Consider the following 24,229-nt stretch of genomic DNA (forward strand, 5'->3'; position numbering starts at 1 on the left):
TTTAATCTAATAAGTTAATTCAATCCAAGAGCTTTTCTCTTTTCAATAATATGAGCTTCAATGTTTTTGGCTACTTGAACAGGATCATCACCAAGGGCTATGTTTCCGCCAGTTACACCCTTTGCTTTTTCAGTTAATAAAGCTACAAGTTCTGGAGCTCCAGTCATAAACGGTACTGGAGATAAATGAGTATAAGTACCGTAAGCTAAGGCGAAGACTCCATCTATAGTTGCCTTTTGTTCCATCCATTCTGGTGCTGTAACGGCTATTGGAAGGTCAGGAACATCTACATTCAAATGTTCAGCCAGTGCAGTTACAAGCATTGAGATTCTTCCAGTATCAGTGCAAGTACCAAAGCTTAATACTGGAGGGATTTTTAACAGATTACATACAGCTTTTAAGCCTTCTCCAGCTATTTCATTAGCAGCTTCAAGGGTACAAAGACCTGCAACCTCTAGAGCATGGTTTCCGCAACCACCAGCAACAACTAGGATATCTTTTTTAATCAGTTCTTTTGTTAGATTTACTGTAACCCAATCTTGAGGTCCATTTCTTAGAGTGGAGCAATTTGCAAGGGCTACAACTCCTTTGATTTTTCCTTCTGATATAACTTGAACAAGAGGATCAAGCTTGTTGCCAAGAGCTCCTAGAACTGCTTCTGTGGAGAAACCAGTTATTGCCTTTTGTATTTTTTGAGGAACCTTTGGAACTATCTTTCTTTCCTTTCTCTTTTTAAAGTTTTCAATAGCAAGATTAATCAATTCGTCTGCCATTTGATCAACCTCTGTTGGGTCGTAAGGTATTTTATATTTAATTCCTGGAAGATCGATAATAGTGCTTACGGCAACTAAAGTTATTTGATATTTTTCAGCGTACATATCTATAGCAGGTGGAGAACAGTTTTCTTCCATAGCAAAGACGTCCACGGTGCCTGTAGCTAATAGTGGTTCTATTGTAAGCCAATTGCCCATATGTCCTACAAACACATCGTCAACTTCAAATCTTTGAAGTAATTCTTGACCTGTTTCTATCGAACCAACAATTCTAAGTCCTTTTGCCCCAGCAGCCTTTGCCATATCTTGAACTTCTTTTGTTCTAGCTTTTAAAAGTGTAGCAACTCCTGGCCAAGGTTGGTGTCCATTGAAAACTACATTTATGTAGTCTGGATCCATTATGCCAAGGTCCATGTTAGCTTCATGTGGTTTTGGTGTTCCAAATAAAATATCTTGAACCATTTCTAAACCAATCTGGCTATTATAGATGGTTGCTATTCCAAGTCTCAAGGCTTTCATAGCTAAGGATACATGGTTGCCGTCAACATTAGTTAAGCAGCTGGCAATGCAGTTTTGTTCTTCGTGGATAGTGCCACAAGGATATATATCTATTTCCTTCCAACGTTCTATACGTTTTTTAGGAGCAAAGGCTTCAACCATTACATTTTTTTCTTCAATACCGATATGTTGTTGGCCTTCAAGGAAAATCGCAAGTTCACGAGCCATTTGATTTACATCTTGACTTGTGCTTATACCTACTTTTTCGCACATCCAAGTAAGTTTGCCAACGTCGGTGATTTGGAATGGAGTTTTCCCTTCTGCTGTTGCTTTTAGAGTACGGAAAGCTTCATAGGCATGATGACTATATGTACCTGCGCCCATTACATTTTGCATTAAGAAATTTCTCATTGCCATGGCATCGTTGCCGATTCCACAAACCCCTTTGTCTTGACCAGTTTTTTCACTGATTCTACATGGACCATTAGAGCAGAGCTGACAGCTTAATCCTTCGAGACAGAATTTACATCTTATTTTTTCTTGTAAGGCATATCTATCGAATACATTAGACATTCCGTCTTCCCGGATTCTCTTAAGCATTTCCTCAACAGAATCGTGATAGCTAACTCTTCCTTCTGTTTTTTCTAATATAGTTTCACTCATAAAGTCACTTCCTTAAGTTTATTTATTAATAATTTCCCCAAGGGGGGAGGCATTTATGTATTTATGCGAATTATTTATCTTTTGATAAAGGTAGCATTTTTAAATAGCAAGTTTTTATACTAAAAATGCTATCTCTTAAATGGCTCTATCACTGGGTTTAAAGGTGTTTTTGGGGCGAGGTAGCAAGTTTTAAAAATATAAAGACCCTATCTTTAGAAAAAAGGAATATAAATTCTCCCTATATATACATATAATTTATTATTTTATGCTACTTTTGCTACCTATAGCTATAAATGGCTCAACCAAGCCATTTGTTAGGTAGCATTTTGGGTAGCATTTTTATTTTAAATTTGCTACCCAAAATGCTATTTATAGGTTTTTCATTAAATGCTTTTAGATAATATAATTACAAGGAAGGGATTCTCGATATTGGGGAATTGGAGTAGTAATTTTTATAATATATATGGATGCAAGGAAGGGAGCTTTAATATCTGAGAATTGTATTACTGTCTTTTTTTAAATATACAGAGTTGCAGAGAAATATGGTAAAGCTATATTATTTAAAAGTAGGATATATAGATACCAGAGCCATAACTGAAAATATTCAAAAATATTTTGATGATATTACAAAGAAACAAACTGTTAACTTAAAATGAGTGTATGGGCATTTAGATAAGTTTTTGATATATTAGATGAGAGATGAATGTGGGTGGCTTGAAGATAAGAATATATATAGGGTTCTGATAGTCTATTGGGCGAGAGATGAAAGAGGATGGCTGGGAGAATCGGTAATCTATATAAGAGAAATATATATAGTTCTAATGGAGGTACATAGATGAAAATAATAAATTTTGGTTCGTTAAATATAGATAAGGTGTACAATGTAAATAATTTTGTAAAGGCTGGTGAAACTATAGCCTCAAATTCTATGAAGCTGTTTCCAGGAGGCAAGGGTTTAAATCAAACTATTGCTATTGCTAGAGCTGGAGGCGAGGTTTATCATGCAGGAGCTATAGGATATGATGGAGCTTTACTGGAGGAGTGTTTAAAAGTTGACAAGGTAAAGGTTGATTATCTTCAAAGACTGGAGGAGCCAAGTGGTCACGCTATTATTCAAGTTACTGACAAAGGGGAAAATGCAATAATCGTTGATAGTGGTGCTAATGGAAAGATAGACAATGAATATGTGGATAAAGTATTGATGAATTTTAATAAGGAAGATCTTTTACTAATACAAAATGAAATAAGCAATGTAGGATATATTATTAAAAAAGCAGATGAATTAGGTTTAACCATAGTATTTAATCCCTCACCAATTACAAAGGCTATGGTTTCTTATCCACTGGATTTAGTGGATATTTTTATATTAAATGAAGTGGAGGGTGAAGCTTTAACGAAGAAGCAAAAGCCTGTAGAGATAGTTGAAAGGTTAGTTCAATTGTATCCAAAGGCAAAAATTATTTTAACTTTAGGGGAGAAGGGCTCTGTATATAAAGGGGGAGATGAGCACAACCAGTTCGGAATTTATAAAAATAAAGTAGTGGATACTACAGCAGCAGGAGATACCTTCTGTGGTTATTTCATAACCTGTTTGTCAAAAAATATAGAGACTGCTTTGGCCATGAAGTATGCCAGTGCTGCTAGTTCAATTAGTATATCAAGAGAAGGTGCAACCACATCCATTCCATATATGTCTGAAGTACAAGAGTTTATCGATAATTGTGGAAATTAAGGTATGAGTTAATATCAATTTTGGAAACCCTAATAAAAGCATTGATAAACTTAAACAGATAAGGAGTGCTATTATGAGGATGCGTATATTACCACCTACAGCTCAAAGAGTAAAAATCTATACAAGTAGGAAGTGTAACGAAAGAATAAGGCAAAGAACTGAGGACAATATAAATTATTACAAGCATAAAGGAAGAAAAGTTATTAATTCTAGGATTGAACAGTTAGATGAAGAATGGGATATTGAGAGAGTTTTAGAAACTAACGCAGCCACACTTATTATTGCCAGCAGTATTTTAGGGTTAGCTACTAAAAAGAAATGTTGGTTCATGGTTACAGGAGCAGTTGGAGGTTTTCTTTTGCAGCATGCACTACAGGGGTGGTGTCCGCCAGTTCCGATCTTTAGAAGCTTAGGAATTAGAACTGCTGACGAAATTGGTGAAGAAAAGTTTTATTATAAGAATAAATGTAACAGGTTTCTTTTTTAGTATTTCAAATATTCTACATTATGATTTGACAGGAAAGCTATTAAATCATAATGTAATTTTTTTATACCTATGTTGCAATAAAATTTCTTCATAAACTCTTTGATTTCAATAGTATCAGGTTATTTTTAGATGTATGAAACATATATATCAGGGAACTTGTATAAATTGATTTATTTGATGGGACACTTAAATTTTAGTGGCGGATAATTAGGAAAAGTTTTTAAATTTCGGTACAGGAAAATTAAGGGTCTTCATTATTTATTCATATTGAAATGCTATGCTTAAAAGATAATGTATTGCGAAAACTACTTAATTAGGGTAATCACATTGTATTTGTAATTTATTTGGAAAACCATAAATAGGATTTATAAATACGTCCATTAAAAATCTGTATTGGTTTTACTAGGGCTACATAGATTTTAATGTAGAAACATTATTGGAACTTATACATTAAGAAGTGTTGGATAATTTTTTAAATTGTAGTATTACTTAATTGTAGTAAGCTGTTAGGAGGGAAAATATGAATGGCATCCTTATAATTGAAGATGAAAAAAGTGTCTTAGAGGTTACTAAAGCTTATTTAGAAAGAGAAGGCTATAGAGTATATTGCGCTGAAAATGGCTTAGAGGGAATCAAATTATTTAAAAAAAATGATATTCAGTTAGTGATTTTAGATCTAATGCTTCCTGATATTGAAGGAGAAGAAGTTTGCAAAATTCTTCGAAAGATATCTGAGGTATATATTTTTATGCTTACAGCAAAAGCTTCCTTAAGTGATAAAATAGAAGGTCTTAATATCGGAGCAGATGAGTATCTTATAAAGCCTCTAAGTCCTAGAGAATTAACGGCAAGAGTTAATGCGTTATTTAGAAGAATTGGAGTTGAAGAACCTAAAGCTCTTTCCTTTAGTAATAGTCATCTAGTAATTAATAAAACTGATAGGTCTGTAAAAATAGATGGAATAGAAGTAAGTTTAACCCCTAATGAGTTTGATATTTTATATCTTCTTGCAGCAAATAGAGGGAGAGCTTTTACCAGGGAAGATATAATTGAAAGGGTTTTTACCATGGATTTTGAGGGTTCTGATAGAACCATTGATGCGCATATAAAAAATTTACGTAAGAAAATAGAAGAGAATAGTAAGGAACCTAGGTATATACTGACAGTTACAAGGATAGGATATAAATTTGGTGGTGAAAATTAATGCAAAGCATCAGAAAAAGATTAAATGTCATTATTGTGATATGTGCAATAATTGCTTTAGTTATATCAGCTTTTTTCGTTAATATAGCTGTTAACAAAACATTTAATAATTATATGAATGACATACAAGAAAAGAGGAATATTAGATTAGTTGAGTACTTTCAGCAGATATATCAAAGAGATGGAAAATGGACAGAAAGTTCAGGAAAAGAAATGCTTCACGAAGCCTATATGAGCAATTACTGTTTATCTCTTCTTGATAAGAATAGAAATATAATATGGGAAATGGATCCTAATGATATTGAACATGCAGACCATGTGATGTTAAGCACAAGTGAAGGAGTTTATACCACTAATACCTTAGCAATAGAAATTAATGGAGAGGCTCAAGGATATTTAATTATTGGACAGTATTCACCTATACTGCTTTCTGAGGAAGATGTTAATTTTAAATTAACCATAAACAAGAGCATTATAATAAGTGTTATAGCTGCAATAATTATAATAACAATAATAAGTCTTCTAGTAGCAAAACAGTTTTCTGCCCCTATAAAAGCTGTAGCTGATAGGTCTATTCAGTTATCGAAAGGGGACTATCAAGCACAATTAAATATAACTACGGATATTTATGAAATTAAGGATTTAATAGATAATATTAATGACCTTGGTAGTAAGCTTTCCAGCCAAGAAATGTTGAGAAAACGTTTGGTATCAGATATATCCCATGAAATAAGAACTCCTTTAAATATTCTTCAAAATAACCTAGAGGCTATGATTGATGGAATCAAGCCTGTTACAGAGGAAGGGTTAATTGCATTAAATGAAGAGGTAATTAGATTTGGAAAGCTTTTAAATAATTTAAACTCCCTTAAGCAAGTTGATGAGGAAGTAGATCTGCATTTTCAAATGGTTGACCTTGGAGAGTTACTTAGTTATGTTTGTAGAGATTTTACTCTAACTGCTGAGGAAAAGGAGATAGACTTCCAAATAGATATACAAGAGGAAAACTTAATAATTTTAGGAGACGAAGATAAGTTAAAACAAGTTTTTATAAATCTCTTGTCTAATAGTATAAAGTTTACTCCGAAAAATGGAACTGTAAGGGTAACACTAAAAGAAGAGATTGGTTTTGGCATAGTAGAAGTTGTGGATACTGGCATTGGCATAGATACAGAGGATTTACCTTTTATTTTTGAACATCTATATAGAGGAGATAAGAGTAGACATAAGATTGAAGGTAGTGGTATTGGCCTTGCAATAGTAAAGAGAATATTAAGCCTTCATTCAGCAGAGATAAAAGTGAGAAGTGAAAAAAATAAAGGTACGGTTTTTGCTATTTATTTTAAAAAAGAGATAATTTAAAATAGAGAACCAATATATGCACAGCATGTGTAATGTTTTGTAAGTTATGTTATAATAAGCATCGAGAAAAACTATAATCTAATGAACAATAGTAATTTATGATGATGTAAGAGAGGATGAGTAATGGAAAACTCACTGGGAAAACTAATTGGTAGTGGTGGTACTGCAGATGTCTATGAATGGACAAATAATGAAGTTATTAAGGTTTTTAAACCTTATGTTCATACTGAAGTCATAGAAAATGAAGAATATATTGGAAGAATGTTAAACGAGACAAAATTAGGTATACCTAGATACATTAAAACAATAGAGTTAAACAACACGTTAGCAATAGTATATGAACGTGCATATGGGAGAACACTGGCAGAAATTTTAATAGAAACCACTGATAAATCAAATATAGCAGCAAATTTTGCGAGAGTACATTATGAAATTAACCAATGCTATATAGATAATTTACCTACACAGAATAGTATGTTTCATTGGCGGATTTCAAGAATGAGAAACAACTTAGAAAAAGATATTAAAAAGGTGGAAGAGTTAATTAATAGTATACCTATTGAAAATAAACTTTGCCATGGAGACTTTCATCCCTTAAATATCCTTGTAGATTGTGATAAATATATTATACTTGACTGGAATGGCTGCTGCTCAGGAAACCCAATGCTAGATGTTGGTTGGAGTTATTTAACACTAAATTCACCCTCCATTGAGGCAATATATGGAGAAAATATGGCGAATATAACTAAGGAATTTTCAAATGAATACTTAAAATATTATTGCCAATACGCAAATATTGATAAGCATGAAATACTGAAATACTTACCACTTGCTGCTATTCGTAGGCTAGATGATAATCTATCATGTGAAACTGACAATTCAAAATACGAAAATAATTGGTTAAAGAATGTGATTTTTGAAAATTTATAAATGGGTAGCATTAAGGCATATTTTAAGACACTTATCCACTGTATACTATTTTATAATCATAATATTAGTACATAATGTTCTTTTATTGAGCATTATAGGTGGATATATTTCAACACTATATTAAAATATAGACTTTGTTTAATATCAAAAATGATTTTAAGTTTCTTCATATTAACTACACAATATTTAGATAATATATAAGTGTTTCAATTTGAAGACCTACGAGGATTTCTATTGAAACAACTAATTTGTATTAAAAGGAGTTGTAACTATATGAAAAAAACAAAGAAAATCGTTGCGCTAATATTTTCAGCAGTTTTAGCTATATCCGTTACAGGGTGCAGTAGAAGTAAAACAGGAAGTGAAAAAGCTGACAATGCCCTTAACGCTTTCAATGAAATTACTAAAGCATATCCAGAAAATATGAGTTTTCATAATGCATTACAGCATTGGGGTTTTAGCGTTGATACAGGAGAAAAATTTGAGTGGAGCAAAGATATGTCAGCAAATAAAGCAGACTTTGCAATGGTAATGTTAGCAGATCCACTTGTTGAGGCTGGCCTTGATATAGAGAAACTTGATAAAGAACAATGGCTTTACGAACCAGCTGGTAAAGGTGAAAAAGGAGAAGACTTGCCAAATAGGTTAATTAAGCCGTATAATGTAAGTGATAAAAAGCAAAATTCAAATGGAGCATCAGATGCTATGAGAAGAGTTCTTAAAGCAGATAATGAAATGATAGACTATCATGAGGAGCAAAAGCATTATTCTTTAACTTTAGGAGAAGGTAATCAAGTTCAATGGACTGAAGAACTTGGATTAAACAATGCGGATATGATTTTTGCCTTAGAAGCAGCACCTTTAGTAGAAGCTGGTTTAGATATAACAAAGCTTGAAGGAACAGGCTGGGTATTTAAAGAAGCCACTGAAGATGATATGGGGATGGGCAAGACTCCAGACCAGATAGTTAAAATATTTGACATAAAAAAATAAATTTTTTTATAGAATACCCACCCCCTCGGGGTGGGTGAGAATAAAATTTTATAAAAGAAATGAAATATTTTTTATTAAAGAGGTGAGGAAGTTAAGTAAAATTTTCATAGATTACCACCCCCAAGGTGTGGGGTGAATAAAGTTTTACAAAAGAAATAAAATATTTTTTATTAGAGAGGTGAAGATATTGGATAAAAGTTTTAAGATAGAAGGCATGACCTGCGCTGCTTGTGCAAAAGCGGTAGAACGAGTATCAAAAAAATTGCCTGGTGTTACTGAAGCTAGTGTAAATTTTGCAACGGAAAAACTCAATATTAGCTTTGAGGATTCAAAGGTATCAGTTCCAGATATCCAAGCAGCTATTGAGAAAGCAGGTTATAAGGCGATAATTGAGTCAAAAAAGAAAACCTTAAATATTGAAGGAATGACTTGCGCAGCTTGTGCTAAAAATATTGAAAGAGTTACAAAAAAACTCGATGGAGTTATTGAATCAGAAGTGAATTTCGCTACAGAGAAATTAAACATAAGCTATGACTCTTCAAAGGTAAGAGTTTCTGAGATAAAGAAAGTTATAGAAAAAGCTGGATACAAGGCCATAGAAGAAGAAACTTCTGTGGATACAGATAAAGAGAGAAAAGAAAAAGAGATAAAACTTTTATGGAGAAAATTTGTTATGGCAGCAGTTTTCACTGTGCCACTACTTATTATAACTATGGGTCATATGTTTGGTTATCTTATTGGGTTTAACCTTCCACAATTTATTGATCCAATGATAAATCCAAAAACTTTTGCAATAGTTCAAATTGTATTGTGTTTACCAGTTATGGTGGCAGGCTATAAATTTTTCACAGTAGGTTTTAAGTCTCTGATTAGAAGAAGTCCTAATATGGATTCGCTAATTGCAATGGGGACTTCCGCTGCTTTCTTCTATGGTATTTATGCTACCTTTGAGATATTTAGAGGCAATATAGATTATGCTTATGATTTGTATTTTGAATCAGCGGCAGTTATTATAACATTAATTTCTCTTGGAAAATATCTAGAGGCAGTGACAAAAGGCAAAACCTCTGAGGCTATAAAAACCCTTATGGGACTTGCTCCAAAAACAGCTATTGTGCTTAGAGATGGAAAAGAAATTGAAACTGCTATTGAAGAAGTTGAAGTTGGCGATATTATCATAGTGAAACCAGGGGAAAGGATGCCTGTAGATGGTGAAGTAATAGAAGGTATCACCTCTGTAGATGAATCTATGCTTACAGGAGAAAGTATACCTGTAGAAAAGACCATAGGTGATAAGATAATAGGAGCAAGTATCAATAAAAATGGAACTATAAAATATAAAGCTACAAAGGTTGGTAAGGATACAGCTTTAGCTCAAATTATAAAATTAGTTGAAGATGCCCAAGGTTCAAAGGCTCCAATTGCCAAAATGGCTGATATAATTTCAGGATACTTTGTACCAGTGGTTATGGCTATAGCTCTTCTTTCAGCTCTAGGATGGTACTTTATAGGTGAAGAAACAGGAATTTTTGCTTTAACAATATTTATATCCGTTCTTGTAATTGCTTGCCCTTGTGCTTTAGGATTGGCTACACCAACAGCTATTATGGTGGGTACTGGTAAGGGTGCAGAATATGGGGTTCTAATAAAGAGTGGAATAGCCCTTGAAACATCTCACAAAATAAATACAATAGTCTTTGATAAAACTGGAACAATTACCGAGGGTAAGCCAGTTGTAACAGATGTAATTACTGCTGAGAATATCGATGAAAAATATTTATTACAATTAGCTGCTTCAGCAGAAAAGGGTTCAGAGCATCCTTTAGGAGAAGCAATTGTAAAAGGTGCAGAAGAAATGGGCTTAGAAATTTTAAAGCTAGATTTCTTTAAAGCTATACCAGGACACGGAATCGAAGTTAAGATAGATGGAAAAGATATTTTACTTGGAAATAGAAAGCTTATGGTTGATAGAAATATTTCTTTTGATAATTTAGAAGAAAAATCTCATAGTCTTGCAAATGAAGGTAAGACACCAATGTATGTAGCTATTGATAATAAAATTGCTGGTATAGTTGCTGTTGCCGATACTGTTAAGGAAAATAGTAAGAAAGCAATTGAGAAGCTTCATAAGATGGGGATAGAGGTAGCTATGCTTACTGGTGACAATAAAAAAACCGCTGAAGCTATTGCAAAACAAGTTGGTATCGATAGGATTCTTGCCGAAGTTCTTCCTCAAGATAAGGCTAATGAAGTTAAAAAGATTCAAGGCGAAGGAAAAAAAGTTGCAATGGTAGGTGATGGTATAAACGATGCGCCAGCTCTTGCACAAGCAGATATAGGCATCGCTATTGGTTCAGGAACAGATGTGGCTATGGAATCAGCGGATATAGTTCTTATGAGAAGTGATTTAATGGATGTGCCAACAGCTATTGAGTTAAGTAAAAAAACAATTCTAAATATTAAAGAAAACTTGGCTTGGGCTTTTGGTTATAATATATTAGGAATTCCAGTAGCCATGGGAATACTATATATCTTTGGAGGACCTCTATTAAACCCAATTATCGCAGCAGCTGCTATGAGTTTTAGTTCAGTTTCTGTATTGTTAAATGCTTTAAGATTAAAAGGCTTTAAGCCAGCAAAATAAAAAAAATAGATATGTTCTGATTAAAAGCCTATATTGCTTTTACCAATGTGGTAGGAATTCAATATAAAAATATTATTCAATGCTATTAATAAGGATAAGAAATCTTTCTAGGGATTTTTTATCCTTAATTTTTTTGTGCAAATGGATTAATCTAACGAAGTGCAGTAAAACTTTCTATAGCAGTAAAGAATTAATTTCTATTGTATATATGTTTCAATAAAGATTCTACACATAGATTATTGATATTTCAATAATCATATAGACTTTTGATGTAGCTTCAATAATGAAACATATATATAAGATTCATTTGAGTTTCTACATTTAATTTAAATACCGTAATCAAAATAAAGGTATTTTCTTTATTAGGTCATATATATAACGGTGGTGGTTTTAATTGTCAATTTTACTAGAGGATAATTGGCTTTGAAATGCAGATAATATATCTTGGATTAAATAATATTTTAGGAGGAAACAACTATGCAAATAACAATGAACATGCCAACGATGTCACTAATGGCAAATGGAAACCCACATCAAGAATGTATTGATGCATGTATGAAATGCACTCAAATATGCCAAGAATGTATTACCTTATGTCTTCAAGAAGCAGATTTGTTAAGATCAAGAGCAAATTGTATTAAAACTCTTCAAGATTGCGCTGAAATTTGCTCTACAGCAGCTTGTTTTATGTCTAGGGGAAGTGGAAGCATAAGAGAAATATGTGATACTTGCGCTACAATTTGCGAAAGATGTGCTACAGAATGTAGTATATTTAAGGATGCTCATTGTCAATCTTGTGCAGATACCTGTTCTATGTGTGCTGATATGTGCAGAGACATGGCTAATATGTAGAACAAAAGTAGAAGGTATGGCAATAGTTACAAAGAGTTCGTTGCAAACCTCTCTGAGAAATAAAAAAAGAGCGGATTAAAGCAAAACCATTTTGTTAATTAAATGACTTTGCCACTTTGATCCGTTCTTTTTATTAAGTAATACTTATATTTAACTTTACAACCATTTGAAGAGGCGCTTCTTGCTATTTAATTTTGCAGCAGCTTTAAGTGGTGCTTACTACTATTAAACCTTGTAATAGCAGGAAGAGGTATTTCCTATTATTCAACTTGACAACAACTTGGTGTTTTATTACCTGCTACAGTAGTCGAAGTTGTTGAAGTTGAAGAAGTATTTGATTCAGCGGTAGTGTCTAGATTATCAACAACCTTGATAACTCCGCTTATCATACCCATCCAGCAGCTAAAGTTTATATCTTCGTTGCCTGGGGTGAATTCTATAACGTTCTCACCTTTTTGCAATTTCTTTTGTAGATTTAATGCCTTAGAAACAACAGCATTATTACAAGAGTTTAATTGCTCGCCTTTTATTATCCATTTTACAGGTATTCCTTTTTGAATATAGAGAACATTAGGGCTATAACCTCTATTATTTGCAGTCATAGTAATTGTTTGTACTCCATTCTCTACTACTGCTGAATTATTTTTATTGGTATTACTATTATTGTTACTGCCACTTTTCTTTGAAGAGTCCGTTGAGTTTTCCTTTGATGAAGCTACAGAACTCGTAGTTGATTTCATTGGATGTATATTTACACCAGCAAGAATTAAGCCTCTGCTTCCCATAATAAGACCTAAAGCCATTACAAGAACTCCGCTGAACTTAAGTATATTCTTTGTATAGTTCTTGCTTAATAACCCAGATAAAGCTCCAAAGGTCAACATAAGAGGTACAGTTCCAATGGAGAACAAGAACATTGATAAAGCACCTTTAGAGGCACTACCTGAGGCTAAGGCAAAAAGCTGCATAGTTTGAAGAGGTCCGCATGGCATAAGTCCATTTAAAATTCCTACTACAAAGGAAGATTTAAATTTATGTTTAAATTTACAAGCTGAGTAAGGTAGTTTTAGATTGATTTTTCTAAATAGACTAAAGCCAGTCATATTTAATCCCATTATAAGCATAAATACTCCTGCAAGTATCTGCATAACAGCTTGTGCAGTAAGTGATAATGAAAAAACAGAGCCAAGAGCACCAACTATTCCTCCAAGAAGGGTGTAAGAAATAACTCTTCCAAGGTTATATAGTAGAGCTGGTTTAATTGCATCAAATTTACTTTGACTTTCCTTTCCTAAGCTTTGTGAAAGCATGATTCCACCGCACATACCAACACAGTGAATAGAAGTCAGAACCCCTACCATAAAGATTACAGCATAGGAACCAGCATTAAGCTTTTCTTCCATATCAAAACCGCTAGTATTAAATCCAAGGATTACGATAGCAGCCACAATGATTAAGATACCTATAAAGGTGAAACTTTTCGGTTTTTGTACAGTATAGCCAGCTTTTTCTATAGCTTCACAAATTTTTTCACCATTGCAATAAGAATCATCATACAGAACTTCTACTATTTGTTTACTATAATCGGCTTTGGCATTTTCTACACCAGTTAATTTTTTAATTGATTTTTCTACTCGGTTTTCACAAGAGGTACAGGTCATATTATATACGTTGAATCTTTTCTTCTGAATACTCATAAAATTCCTCCTAGAGAGTTTTAAATCTATACATAAAGAAATTATACAAAGTAGTTATGTTGATAATATGAAGATAAAATAGAACTTTTAATTATATAAGTTGCAATAATAACTCTACATTTGATTGATATTCAATAACCTAGAAGATAACTAGTTTTGGTGTAGAAACTTAATTGCAATATATATAATAAAAATATAAATTTTTAGATAAGATTTTAGAGTATAATAATATAAATAATAATTTAGGAGTACATAAAGCTATGAATAATAAGAAAAAAAATGCAATTCTCATTGTAAGCTCTGGAACAAGCAATGTTGAGGCAAGGAAAAATAGTATAGAACCATTGGAAAATAGAATATCAGAAAAATTTAATAATTATCAGGTTAAAAGGGCATTTACCTCTTTCAAGATCATAAAGAGAATTAAAGATAATGAAGGAATTGATATTGATTCTCCTAGAGAAGCCTTAGAAAGACTTTTAGCAGAAGGGTTTAAGGAGGTTTTTATTCAGCCACTACATATAATACCAGGCAGTGAATATGAAAAGCTTTTAGCGGAGGCGGAAGATTATAATTCAAGGTTTGAGAAGTTAGAAGTTGGAAGACCACTTTTATATGAGAATAAAGACTATAGCTTAGTTGCTGAAATTTTGAAGAATCACTTTCAAAAATTTAATGATCATAAGGCGGTAGTGATGGTTGGACATGGAAGTGATCATCAAGCTCAAGAAAGTTATTTAACCCTTCAAAAGCATTTAGACAAAGCTTTCTTTAAAGGTTACGTTGGAACAATAAAAGGGAAGCCAGGAATAATGGATGTAATAGAAAGTCTAAAGAAAAATCAAATCCAAGAGGTTATTTTGATGCCCTTTATGCTTGTAGCGGGAAATCATGCCCTTGAAGATATAATTTCTGAAAGGGATAATTCCTGGAAATCAATACTAATAAAAAATGGCATTAACGTCACCATTTATCTTAAAGGTATTGGTGAGATTAGAGAATTTCAAGATATATATATAGATAAAATTAAATAATCTCTTTAGTAGCACTATTGGTCTCATAAGATAACTTTCTGATTTCCTCTGCTACGACGTTAAAGCCTTTGCCTGATTCCCCTGCACGAGCTGCTTCAATGGCAGCATTAAGAGTTAAAAGATTTGTTTGTTCTGAGATGGCAGTTATTATTTGAGTAATTTCTCCAACTTTTTAGAGAATTGATCTAGTTCTTTTATCATTGTTAATACTTTCTTCGAAGAAGAAGCGATGTCTGTTATAGAAGAAACAACTTCAGAGATTTTCTTAGCTTCGTCTTCAGTAGCATCCTTTATAATTCCTTGAAGCTTACCAACAAATAAGTCAAAATTTTTACTAAGTTCACCTATTTCATCTTTACTTTCATAACCTATTCTTTAAGTTAAGTCACCACCATTATTGGAGATTTCCTTTAACTTTGAAGTAACTCTTCTAACTGGAACTGTGATTGAGCTAGTTACAACTATTGATAATATTAAAAGCATTAAAAGTTTCAAAAAAAGTTTCGAAACTCTCGTTATATTTGTATTCAGATAATTTTCCAGTAGCTTCCGTTACACGAGTTTTAATGGCATCTTGTATTGGTTGTTTTACAGTATCATCATTACCTGCATCAAGTAGAGCGTTTGATTTAGAACGAATATACTCTATATCTGATTTTATATCTTGTAATTTAACTATTGGGATTAATCTAGAATCATTTAATTCCATAAGTTTAGAATTAACTACTGATACTTGATTAATAGCAGAAATATCGATTATTAAAAGAAATATAAGAAAGCTTAATGATTAAGTACGAGTCTCATGTTTTTAAATAAGTTTATGCTATTGCCTCTTAGGCTAAAATCTAATTTGCAATACATTGCCGATAAAAAGCGACAAGACTTAAGGGTAACGTTAATTGTAATGTTTGGTAACTTTTCTTCCAAAAGCTTAGCTATGTAATAATAAAGCTGTCTCCATAAAGATGATTCATGGAGACAGGCTTATTAATAGTATATAGTTTTGATTTCAGCAATGCTTATCAAAGCATTATTCATAGCATTAAAGGTAGTGACATCCACAGAACCAGTTGCCTTTAAGCTTACAGATTTTTGGAAGTTTATAACAGCTGAGTAGGTTTTTGAACCATATATTCCGTCTATAACTCCAGGAGAGTACCCAAGGGTTGTTAATCCACTTTGGATTGTTGCCACATCTGTTCCTCTCATTCCATACGAAATTGGGAGAGTTGAAACAACCATTGGAGCTGATGCTACGTCTATACTAAAGGTTTTTACAGAATCGAATGAATTTTTCGATATATTACTCTTTACATATAAATTTATGGTATACTTTCCTGCTACTGTTGGTGTAAAGGAGAACTGAGAAGCAGAAGCTATACTTTGCTCAGAAATAACAGTGCCATTTAAAGCTATTTGATATTTGAAACTGTAGCCATATCCATTTATTCCAAGAAGATCAGATGAAATAGTAATAGGGTGATTTTTGTACATTTTTCCAATAGTTTTTGCAGAAGCTATTTCCATCTCATCGTAGGAAGTAAAGGTTAGTGTCTCAGTATCATTGAATTCTTTTGTGGATGCAAGGTCTTTTAAATATACACTTACGTTGTACACACCACTTTTTGAAGGAACATAGCTTAGGGTATTTGAAGTACTGAAATTATTAGAAAATACTATTAAGTCATTGTTTGTTATCACATATTTATATAGATATCTTCCAGAACCTAAAGTGGCAGTGCTAGTGAAATCTATTTGTTGTCCAGTAATAACAGCCCCGTTACCAGATTGTGAAACTGAAACTTCAGGAACAGAGAATACTGTGAAACTCATAGTTCTTGAATCATCAAAGCTATTTATTGATTCAGGATGTTTTGAGTAAATCTTTAGTGTGTAGGTGCCTGGTGAAGTTGCTGTATATACAAAACTGTTTGTAGTTCCAAAAGTCCCAGAAGAAACAATATTAGAATCTTTGATTACATCAAATTTATATAAGCCATTAAGGGTACTAAAGGCTTCAAAAGAAACTGTTTCTCCAAGGAGAATTTGGGAAGCGCTTTGATTTACTGAGCTTATTAAACTTTCAGGCCTATTAATTACGTTAAGGATTTTCGATTGTTTTTCATCATAGGTCAATAAAGAAAGCTTGTCCTTAATGTGGGAAATTACTTCATAGTTTCCAGGTTCTGAAGCTTGGTAAGCTAGAGTGGAAGTTTCAGTAAAGTCCGTAGTTTTAACTTCAATACCGTCCTTAAGGATTTGATATTTATACAGATACTCACCAGAGCCACCAGTACCTATAGTAGAAATATTTACTGTGTCCATGGTATACATTTCAGTTTGGTTTAAAGTAAAACTAGAAATCGAAGCCTTTGGAGTAAGATTTTCAAGATAGCTTCCATCATAATAAAATTTAAGAATTTGTTCGTATGTTTGTCCGCTTGCTGCTCTATTTTTAGCACCAATTTGACTCATACCAAGGCCATGACCATAGCCTTTACCAGAAAATGTATAAGTTCCTGTTGTAGAGTTATATTGAACAGTATACATACTGCTTGGTAAACCAAGGAAAGTTCTTGCTTTATCTTTTGTAACAGTTTTGGTTTTGGTAACACCAAGATTATCACGATAAATTATATTAATGGATGCTACTCTACTACTGGTAAACCGTGTGATTGATGATAAATCCAGTTGCATAAATGTATCTGTAGAAAGAAGCCAACCTCTTGCTTTCAATGTAGAATCTATTTGAGTATTTGTGAATACTCTGTTGCCATTTGGCCAAGGATCAGCCTCAGAGCTATCTACTTTAGCTTTGAAATATGGATAGTAACTTCCCCAAACGTTTACACCTTCCTCTGTATAACCACCATGCCATGCAGAATATAAAGCTTCAACAAGCTTGTCATTATAAAGAAGAACAACAAATCTTGTTTCATCTACAGCTCTTATTACGTTTTTAAGATTTTCATCAAAGCCTTTATAAACTTGGTACGAAATTGTATCGTCAAAATCATAACCTTTTGAAGCTTCCGCACCTAATTTGAATAAAGCGTAATTTCGTGCTGCCACAGCTTGAGCTTTTAATGCTTCAATAGGAAAATAATCAGACATTTCATAACCTACAACACCTTTAAGGTAGGTTTCTATATCTAGAGAATTTATAGGTAATATTTTCCCAGAGGTAACCTTAAATAGAAAATCCCCATAATATTTATAGGTTGTTGTACCACTGGTAAGAGCAATAAAGTCTGAGGAAGTCTTTGGTTGGAGCTGAACTTCTAAATAATCCTTTCCATTGACATTTATAAGCCCATTAGAAATCTTAAAAGTTAGTAATGTACCTGTAGGTTGATTAATACCATTAAGGGTATAATCTCCATTTAAAACGGCAGCTAAGTTTGTTGAGGACATACTTACCAATCCAACTTTTACACTCTTAAATATAGAAGCATTGGTGTAAGCTTGTACACTCTTTACGCTTACAAAGGACATAAAGGATAGCATAACAATAAAAGCTGTTACAAAAGACCATAGTCTTCGTGTTTTGTGTCTCATTTTAATCCCCCTTAGTTTTAATCATCTTGAAAATAGCAACTAATTTAGTAGTTATAAATTGTTATATATTTGCTTATGATTTAATTCTTACTAACTCTATAGAGCTAATAGATATTTTGAATATCGAAGTATTTTGAATTTTTCAAGAGGAATTTCTGTTGGGTATATAGTTAAAAAAAAGGATAAATAGAAAGAGTATGAAGAAAGATATACTGATTTTAAGGATATCAGCATATCTTTGGGTCTTATAGATTAGAATTTATCATTTTCACCCTTTAGTAAGTTATATCTACTAGGGTGCTGAAAGGCTAAAAATAAATTATCAATCTTAAATACTTTATAAAAAAAATGTATATATACGCATTTATAATTTGTTTTTATAAGAGACTCCATAAATAACCTCAAAAAAGGCGGTGTATTTTGGCGAATTATCAATAGAAAATAAAAATTCATAACAGATTGATAAAAAATGATTGATTTTATTAGTGAATCAACTTATAATTAACACAATAAACTTATAAATTGATAAAAATATAATAATGATGATTTTTAAATATGAAAATATATATGGTTCAATAAAGTTGCTTCACAATTTATCAAGTTTTATGACTATTACACAGAATGTTAAATAGGATTTTATTATAGGGATGTATATAGAATAAATTTTAGGGAGGGTTTTATATGAAGAGTATGAAAAAAATTATGAAAATTTTATTAATTACAGTTATATTTTTAATGACTGTTGGATGTGGAGAAACAAAAACAACTAAGAACACAACTGTTGAAGCTACAAAGGAGGAAGGAAAAAATGTGAATTTAACTATTTCTGCTGCTGCAAGTTTAAAGGATTCAATGGAAGAATTAAAGACTACATATGAAAGTGAAAACAAGGGGACTACAATTACATATAATTTTGCTGGTTCTGGCTCTCTTCAAAAGCAAATAGAGGAAGGGGCAGAGGTTGATTTATTTATTTCTGCAGCTCCAAAACAAATGAATGGATTAAAGGACAAAGGATTAATAGCTGAAGAAACAAATGTAAATCTATTGGGTAACAATATGGTACTAGTTGTTCCAAAGGATAGTAAGTTAGAGATTTCGGAATTTAAGGATTTAACAAAGGATACGCTAAAAAAGATAGCCTTAGGGGAACCTTCCAGTGTGCCCGTTGGACAATATGCAGAAGAAGTGTTTAAGAACCTAGGAATATTAGAACAAGTTAAGCAAAAAGCTATATATGCAAAGGATGTAAAAGAAGTATTGACCTGGACAGAAAGTTCTAATGTAGATGCAGGTATAGTGTACGAAACAGATGCAAAGACTTCTGATAAGGTGAAAGTTATTGCTACAGCGCCAGTGGATAAGTATACAAAGATAATTTATCCTGCTGCAGTTTTAAAGGCAAGTAAAAACTTTGAAGAAGCTAAAAGTTTTTTAGATTTCCTAAAAGGAGACAAGGCTAAAGAAACCTTCGAAAAATATGGCTTTACCTTTATGCCGTAAAAGCTTTATAAAACCAAAGCTTATAGATAACATGAAAAGCTCTTTTCTGAGGACCACGGTGAATTTGAACTTTATAAAACTAAAGTTTATAGATAACTCTCTAAAGGAAAATAGGAGGTGATGGCTTGAATTTTGATTTTACTCCATTATGGATTTCGGGAAGGACTGCTCTTGTGGCTACGATTATATGCTTTTTTCTTGGCACTATTACTGCATGGATTCTTACGTTGAAAAAGGGAAAAGTTCAGGTGATTTTTGATGGATTATTTATTTTACCAATGGTATTGCCTCCTACAGTCCTAGGGTTCTTTTTATTATTAATCTTTGGAAAAAATGGACCTATAGGTAAGCTTTTATTTTATTTAGGAATAAATGTGATTTTTTCTTGGCCTGCAACGGTTTTGGCAGCCTTTGTAGTTGCATTTCCTTTGATGTACAAAACTGCTAGGGGTGCTTTTGAACAAATTGATAGCAATTTATTAAATGCAGCCAGAACCTTAGGTGTTAGTGAATGGAGGATCTTTTGGACAATCACACTTCCTTTAGCGTGGCATGGTATAGCCTCGGGTACTGTATTAGCTTTTACAAGAGCAATTGGTGAATTTGGAGCTACTTTAATGATAGCAGGTAATATTCCAGGCAAAACTCAAACAATCCCCATAGCTATTTTTTTTGCAGTAGAGGGTGGTGATATGAATAAAGCTTTAACCTGGGTTGTTATAATATTTGTTATCTCACTTACAGTAATTTTAGTTACAAACTTTTGGACAAACCAGAAGAAGGATTAGGAGGTCCCCGAAATTTATTAAAGAGTTGGAGGATATGGACAATCTACAAGCTAGAATAAGGTGTAAAAAGTAACTGAAATTTATTTAGAGCAATGTAGAATATAGATAATCCATAAGCTAAAACAGGGATTAAAAGTAGTTATTAGGTGCAGTTTTTAATAAAAAGAGAATTCTGTTGAATTCACAGATACACATTAAAGATAAATTTGAGGTGTGGATACTATGTATTTATCAGTTGATATAAAAAAGAAATTACAGAAGTTTTCCCTAAATATAAATTTTGAACTTACTGGAGGAACCCTAGCTTTATTAGGTGAGTCGGGTTGTGGAAAAACTATTACTTTGCGTTGTATAGCAGGTCTTGTAAAGCCTGATGAAGGTAGAATTATTTTAAATGATAGAGTTTTATTTGACTCTGAAAAAGGGATAAATCTATCAATTCAAAAAAGAAAAGTTGGATTCCTTTTTCAAAACTATGCACTTTTTCCTCATATGACTGTTGAAGAGAATATTGGATATGGTTTAAAGGGGTTAAATAAAGTTGAAAAAAATAAAATAATTGATGCTGTGTTGGAAATAACACAACTTTCAGAACTAAAAAAAAGCTATCCACATCAAATATCAGGAGGACAACAGCAGAGAATAGCCTTAGCCAGAGCATTAGCAGTAAACCCAGAGATTTTGATGCTTGATGAACCTTTTTCAGCTTTAGACAATCATCTAAGAAATCTTATGATAAAACATATGAAAGAAATTTTAGAGAATTATAATGGGCCTACAATATTTGTAACTCATAATATGGAGGAAGCTTATTCTCTTTGTACAGATACGGTTATTATAGAAAAGGGAAGAAGTATTCAGCAAGGAACCACGAAAGATATATTTAGAAAACCTAATTCAGTAACCAGTGCTAAGGTTACTGGTTGTAAAAATATATCTAATGTACAAAGGCTTTCGGATAATACTTTAATGGCGACACAATGGAATTGTAAGATTAATTTTAGAGAACCAATAAATCAGCAAATAAAACATATAGCTATTAGAGCTCATTATATTTACTTTCAAGAAGAAGTAACTATAGAAAATTCTTATCAGTGTTGGCCTGTTTTCACCAGTGAAAAGCCTTTTGGAACTATAGTATATTTAAAATTACATGAGAAGCCAATAGACTCCGAAGACTATAATCTTCAATGGGATATAACCTCAAAGGAATGGGACCGTATCAAAGATAAGCCCTTGCCTTGGAAAATAGGCTTTGACGAAAAGGATTTAATTTTAATAGAATAAAAACCATATTAATATCTAAATAATCAAGAATTTCAAGGGTCAGAAGTGTTGATTACTTTACATTTCTCTTCCTTATAATTAAGAAGTAAGAAAAGAACAAAATAAAAAGATAAGTTATTTCATAAACTAAGATTTTAGAATATGAGATAACTTATTTTAACATCTGTATATAAATTTTAAGCCTAGCACTAATCTAAGAATTGATTAAAAGAGAATAAACTATTTATAGCAACAAATTACTTTATATTACAATCATAAATTACTTTATACAGTAACTTATGTAGCATTATAGCTTCTTCTCCAGATAAACTAGAACTACAGAATAGCTTTTCTGGAATATCAACTGCAGCATCTCTTAATTCAAGACCTTCTTTAGTGAGGGATACATAAACATTTCTCTCATCAGCTTCACTTCTAGCTCTCTTTAAAAGATTCTGCGCTTCTAACCTTTTCAATAGCGGAGTTAAGGTTCCAGAGTCTAGAAGCAATCTTTCGCCTAAGTGTTTTACGGTTATATTATCTTCTTCCCATAATGCTAAAAGCACTATATATTGAGTATAAGTAATACCTAGTGGATCTAATAGGGGTTTATATTTTTTTATTATTTCTTTTGAAGATGCATATAGAGCAAAACAAATTTGATTGTCTAACTTTAATGATTCATAACTCATTTATAATTACTCCTTACTTCTATTTATATATGTTCCATTAAAGTTACTTCATAACTTATAGTAAATTCTCACTATTAAATAAAGCTTTAACGGTAGTTTTGTTTTTTTGGAACTTATATATTATAAAATTTATTATTTGTGTTCAAGGTTTAAATAATTCAAATTAAATTGTGAACAATTTAATTATGTGGTCATTAGTACACTTTGTCAATAGCTTCAATATAAAAATTAATTAGTAAAATTTTTATATTTCCATTCACATTATATTGGTACCTATGTTATAATAAATTAAAAGTATACCTTAAAAGGATACTTTATAAAGATAAGAAAATTTAATTAGAATAACCAAATTAACATGTTAAATTATATAATTTATAAATAATTCTGAAGATAAAATGGTTAAACCTTAAATGGATATAAAGGTTTGAGGAGGGAAATGATTATGAGAAATAAAACTAAAGTATCAATAATTGGAGCAGGATTTGTAGGTTCTACTACTGCATATGCAATACTTATGGATAAATTATCAGATGAGATTGTATTAGTAGATATAAATAATGATAAAGCAGAAGCAGAGGCTTTAGATCTTAGTCATAGCGCACCTTTTATAGGAGATATTAAAATAACTTTCGGAGATTATAAAGCTACAGAGGGTTCAGATATAGTTATAATAACAGCAGGGGCACAGCCTAAATATGGAGAAACAAGACTAGATGTAGTACAGAAATCTATTAAAATGTACCAAGATATGATTCCTAAAATAGTTCAATATAATAAAGATGCTATCTTATTAGTAGTAGGAAACCCTGTAGATATTTTAACTTATTATACTTACAAAGTAAGCGGATTCCCTAAAGAAAGAGTAATTGGTTCAGGCACAGTTCTTGATTCTTCAAGATTTAGATACTTACTAGCAAAGCATATGGGGGTTAAATATAGCGAGATTCAAGGAATGGTCATTGGAGAACATGGAGATAGTCAAGTGCCTTTATGGAGTAACGTTACTGCCTATGGAATTAATGTTGAAGAGTATGCTTGTGCTAATAATGTTTGCTTAACACAAGAAGATAAAGAAACAATCCATAAAGCTACTGTTGACGGTGCTTTTGAAGTAATTAGAGGTAAGGGTTATACAAATTTTGCTGTAGCTAGTGCTATAGCTAGAATTGTAAAAGCTATCTTTGAAGATGAGAATTCAGTGCTTCCAGTTGGAGCTTTATATCAAGGGCAATATGGTATAGATGATGTTTATATGGCTGCACCTGCTTTAGTAGGTTGGGAAGGCGTGAGAAGTATAATAAATGTTAAGCTTTCAGAAGAGGAGGAAGAAGGACTTAGAAAATCAGCTAAGGCGTTAGATGATATCCTTAGAAATGAGATTAAAATAAAAAAATAGATAATGATTTTATGTTTTAGCTTAGGGAATTTTGTCTGTTTATCAATTTGTAAATGATTTTGAGACAAATTATCTAAGTTAAAACTATTTTTTTTGTAGAAAACAAATTAATTATGGAAAAAAAATTGTCGTTATAGTACAATAATTTAGGACTAAAG

General features: G+C 32.1%; 18 protein-coding genes and 1 pseudogene. 13 read left to right on the plus strand and 6 right to left on the minus strand.

Annotated elements, in window-relative coordinates; genetic code table 11:
• Positions 1-14 precede the first annotated feature (14 nt).
• Positions 15-1,934: an anaerobic carbon-monoxide dehydrogenase catalytic subunit gene (cooS, locus tag CLOCEL_RS07635; RefSeq protein WP_010077532.1), complete on the minus strand. Its 1,920-nt coding sequence runs from the start codon at positions 1,932-1,934 to the stop codon at positions 15-17.
• A gap of 835 nt (positions 1,935-2,769) precedes the next feature.
• On the opposite strand from cooS, the gene CLOCEL_RS07640 reads away from it, so the two are divergent.
• The 8 genes from CLOCEL_RS07640 (at position 2,770) to CLOCEL_RS07675 (ending at position 12,137) form a co-directional block, all read left to right on the plus strand.
• Entirely contained in the window at positions 2,770-3,666 is an 897-nt protein-coding gene (locus CLOCEL_RS07640) for a ribokinase (protein ID WP_010077529.1), read from the plus strand.
• 73 nt (positions 3,667-3,739) lie between these two features.
• Positions 3,740-4,153: a YgaP family membrane protein gene (locus CLOCEL_RS07645; RefSeq protein WP_010077528.1), complete on the plus strand. Its 414-nt coding sequence runs from the start codon at positions 3,740-3,742 to the stop codon at positions 4,151-4,153.
• Between the two features lie 520 nt (positions 4,154-4,673).
• Positions 4,674-5,357 carry a response regulator transcription factor gene (locus tag CLOCEL_RS07650; protein ID WP_010077527.1) on the plus strand — a complete coding sequence of 228 codons (684 nt, stop codon included), beginning with the start codon at positions 4,674-4,676 and terminating at the stop codon, positions 5,355-5,357.
• Positions 5,357-6,718 carry a sensor histidine kinase gene (locus tag CLOCEL_RS07655; protein ID WP_010077526.1) on the plus strand — a complete coding sequence of 454 codons (1,362 nt, stop codon included), beginning with the start codon at positions 5,357-5,359 and terminating at the stop codon, positions 6,716-6,718. Before CLOCEL_RS07650 ends, CLOCEL_RS07655 begins: the two co-directional genes overlap by 1 nt.
• Before the next feature lie 123 nt (positions 6,719-6,841).
• Complete coding sequence (locus CLOCEL_RS07660; protein WP_010077525.1) at positions 6,842-7,648, plus strand: phosphotransferase; 807 nt, start codon at positions 6,842-6,844, stop codon at positions 7,646-7,648.
• Positions 7,649-7,921: 273 nt separating this feature from the next.
• Positions 7,922-8,641, plus strand: a complete 720-nt coding sequence (locus CLOCEL_RS07665) for a hypothetical protein (RefSeq protein ID WP_010077524.1) — start codon at positions 7,922-7,924, stop codon at positions 8,639-8,641.
• Between the two features lie 187 nt (positions 8,642-8,828).
• Positions 8,829-11,285: a heavy metal translocating P-type ATPase gene (locus tag CLOCEL_RS07670; protein ID WP_010077523.1), complete on the plus strand. Its 2,457-nt coding sequence runs from the start codon at positions 8,829-8,831 to the stop codon at positions 11,283-11,285.
• A gap of 477 nt (positions 11,286-11,762) precedes the next feature.
• A complete protein-coding gene (locus tag CLOCEL_RS07675; protein ID WP_010077522.1) occupies positions 11,763-12,137 on the plus strand; it encodes a four-helix bundle copper-binding protein in 375 nt (124 codons plus the stop codon).
• A 266-nt stretch (positions 12,138-12,403) separates the two neighbouring features.
• On the opposite strand, the pseudogene CLOCEL_RS07680 reads toward CLOCEL_RS07675, so the two are convergent.
• A pseudogene (locus tag CLOCEL_RS07680) lies at positions 12,404-13,834 on the minus strand (urease accessory protein UreH domain-containing protein); the annotation flags it as partial.
• A 260-nt stretch (positions 13,835-14,094) separates the two neighbouring features.
• Between CLOCEL_RS07680 and CLOCEL_RS07685 the strand changes: the two are divergent.
• Entirely contained in the window at positions 14,095-14,868 is a 774-nt protein-coding gene (locus tag CLOCEL_RS07685; protein ID WP_010077520.1) for a sirohydrochlorin cobaltochelatase, read from the plus strand.
• Here the strand turns inward: CLOCEL_RS07685 and CLOCEL_RS22255 are convergent.
• The 3 genes from CLOCEL_RS22255 to CLOCEL_RS07695 all read right to left on the minus strand — a co-directional run bounded on the left by CLOCEL_RS22255 (position 14,861) and on the right by CLOCEL_RS07695 (position 18,426).
• Complete coding sequence (locus CLOCEL_RS22255; protein WP_081446474.1) at positions 14,861-15,028, minus strand: methyl-accepting chemotaxis protein; 168 nt, start codon at positions 15,026-15,028, stop codon at positions 14,861-14,863. The genes CLOCEL_RS07685 and CLOCEL_RS22255 overlap by 8 nt on opposite strands.
• A gap of 291 nt (positions 15,029-15,319) precedes the next feature.
• Positions 15,320-15,640, minus strand: a complete 321-nt coding sequence (locus tag CLOCEL_RS07690; protein WP_081446449.1) for an MCP four helix bundle domain-containing protein — start codon at positions 15,638-15,640, stop codon at positions 15,320-15,322.
• Between the two features lie 215 nt (positions 15,641-15,855).
• The gene (locus CLOCEL_RS07695) at positions 15,856-18,426 is read right to left on the minus strand and encodes a SpoIID/LytB domain-containing protein (protein WP_010077518.1); all 2,571 of its coding nucleotides are present in this window, start codon (positions 18,424-18,426) and stop codon (positions 15,856-15,858) included.
• Positions 18,427-19,107: 681 nt separating this feature from the next.
• Here CLOCEL_RS07695 and modA point away from each other — a divergent pair.
• The 3 genes from modA (at position 19,108) to CLOCEL_RS07710 (ending at position 22,004) form a co-directional block, all read left to right on the plus strand.
• Complete coding sequence (gene modA / locus CLOCEL_RS07700) at positions 19,108-19,929, plus strand: molybdate ABC transporter substrate-binding protein (RefSeq protein WP_010077517.1); 822 nt, start codon at positions 19,108-19,110, stop codon at positions 19,927-19,929.
• A 125-nt stretch (positions 19,930-20,054) separates the two neighbouring features.
• A complete protein-coding gene (gene modB, locus CLOCEL_RS07705; protein WP_013291675.1) occupies positions 20,055-20,717 on the plus strand; it encodes a molybdate ABC transporter permease subunit in 663 nt (220 codons plus the stop codon).
• 222 nt (positions 20,718-20,939) lie between these two features.
• Positions 20,940-22,004, plus strand: a complete 1,065-nt coding sequence (locus CLOCEL_RS07710) for a sulfate/molybdate ABC transporter ATP-binding protein (RefSeq protein WP_010077515.1) — start codon at positions 20,940-20,942, stop codon at positions 22,002-22,004.
• Between the two features lie 236 nt (positions 22,005-22,240).
• On the opposite strand, the gene CLOCEL_RS07715 is transcribed toward CLOCEL_RS07710, so the two are convergent.
• Positions 22,241-22,675, minus strand: a complete 435-nt coding sequence (locus CLOCEL_RS07715; protein WP_010077514.1) for a MarR family winged helix-turn-helix transcriptional regulator — start codon at positions 22,673-22,675, stop codon at positions 22,241-22,243.
• Positions 22,676-23,117: 442 nt separating this feature from the next.
• Here CLOCEL_RS07715 and CLOCEL_RS07720 point away from each other — a divergent pair, with 442 nt between their 5' ends.
• Positions 23,118-24,071 (plus strand): L-lactate dehydrogenase, encoded by a 954-nt coding sequence (locus tag CLOCEL_RS07720; RefSeq protein ID WP_013291676.1) that lies wholly within the window; start codon positions 23,118-23,120, stop codon positions 24,069-24,071.
• Positions 24,072-24,229 lie beyond the last annotated feature (158 nt).

This window comes from Clostridium cellulovorans 743B (assembly GCF_000145275.1).
In the GTDB taxonomy this organism is placed as follows: domain Bacteria; phylum Bacillota; class Clostridia; order Clostridiales; family Clostridiaceae; genus Clostridium_K; species Clostridium_K cellulovorans.

Bases quoted from the DNA above. Each gene is read 5' to 3' on its own strand.
- cooS (WP_010077532.1), bottom strand. From the start codon at position 1,934: ATGAGTGAAACTATATTAGAAAAAACAGAAGGAAGAGTTAGCTATCAC.
- CLOCEL_RS07640 (WP_010077529.1), top strand. From the start codon at position 2,770: ATGAAAATAATAAATTTTGGTTCGTTAAATATAGATAAGGTGTACAAT.
- CLOCEL_RS07645 (WP_010077528.1), top strand. From the start codon at position 3,740: ATGAGGATGCGTATATTACCACCTACAGCTCAAAGAGTAAAAATCTAT.
- CLOCEL_RS07650 (WP_010077527.1), top strand. From the start codon at position 4,674: ATGAATGGCATCCTTATAATTGAAGATGAAAAAAGTGTCTTAGAGGTT.
- CLOCEL_RS07655 (WP_010077526.1), top strand. From the start codon at position 5,357: ATGCAAAGCATCAGAAAAAGATTAAATGTCATTATTGTGATATGTGCA.
- CLOCEL_RS07660 (WP_010077525.1), top strand. From the start codon at position 6,842: ATGGAAAACTCACTGGGAAAACTAATTGGTAGTGGTGGTACTGCAGAT.
- CLOCEL_RS07665 (WP_010077524.1), top strand. From the start codon at position 7,922: ATGAAAAAAACAAAGAAAATCGTTGCGCTAATATTTTCAGCAGTTTTA.
- CLOCEL_RS07675 (WP_010077522.1), top strand. From the start codon at position 11,763: ATGCAAATAACAATGAACATGCCAACGATGTCACTAATGGCAAATGGA.
- CLOCEL_RS07685 (WP_010077520.1), top strand. From the start codon at position 14,095: ATGAATAATAAGAAAAAAAATGCAATTCTCATTGTAAGCTCTGGAACA.
- CLOCEL_RS07695 (WP_010077518.1), bottom strand. From the start codon at position 18,426: ATGAGACACAAAACACGAAGACTATGGTCTTTTGTAACAGCTTTTATT.
- modA (WP_010077517.1), top strand. From the start codon at position 19,108: ATGAAGAGTATGAAAAAAATTATGAAAATTTTATTAATTACAGTTATA.
- CLOCEL_RS07710 (WP_010077515.1), top strand. From the start codon at position 20,940: ATGTATTTATCAGTTGATATAAAAAAGAAATTACAGAAGTTTTCCCTA.
- CLOCEL_RS07715 (WP_010077514.1), bottom strand. From the start codon at position 22,675: ATGAGTTATGAATCATTAAAGTTAGACAATCAAATTTGTTTTGCTCTA.
- CLOCEL_RS07720 (WP_013291676.1), top strand. From the start codon at position 23,118: ATGAGAAATAAAACTAAAGTATCAATAATTGGAGCAGGATTTGTAGGT.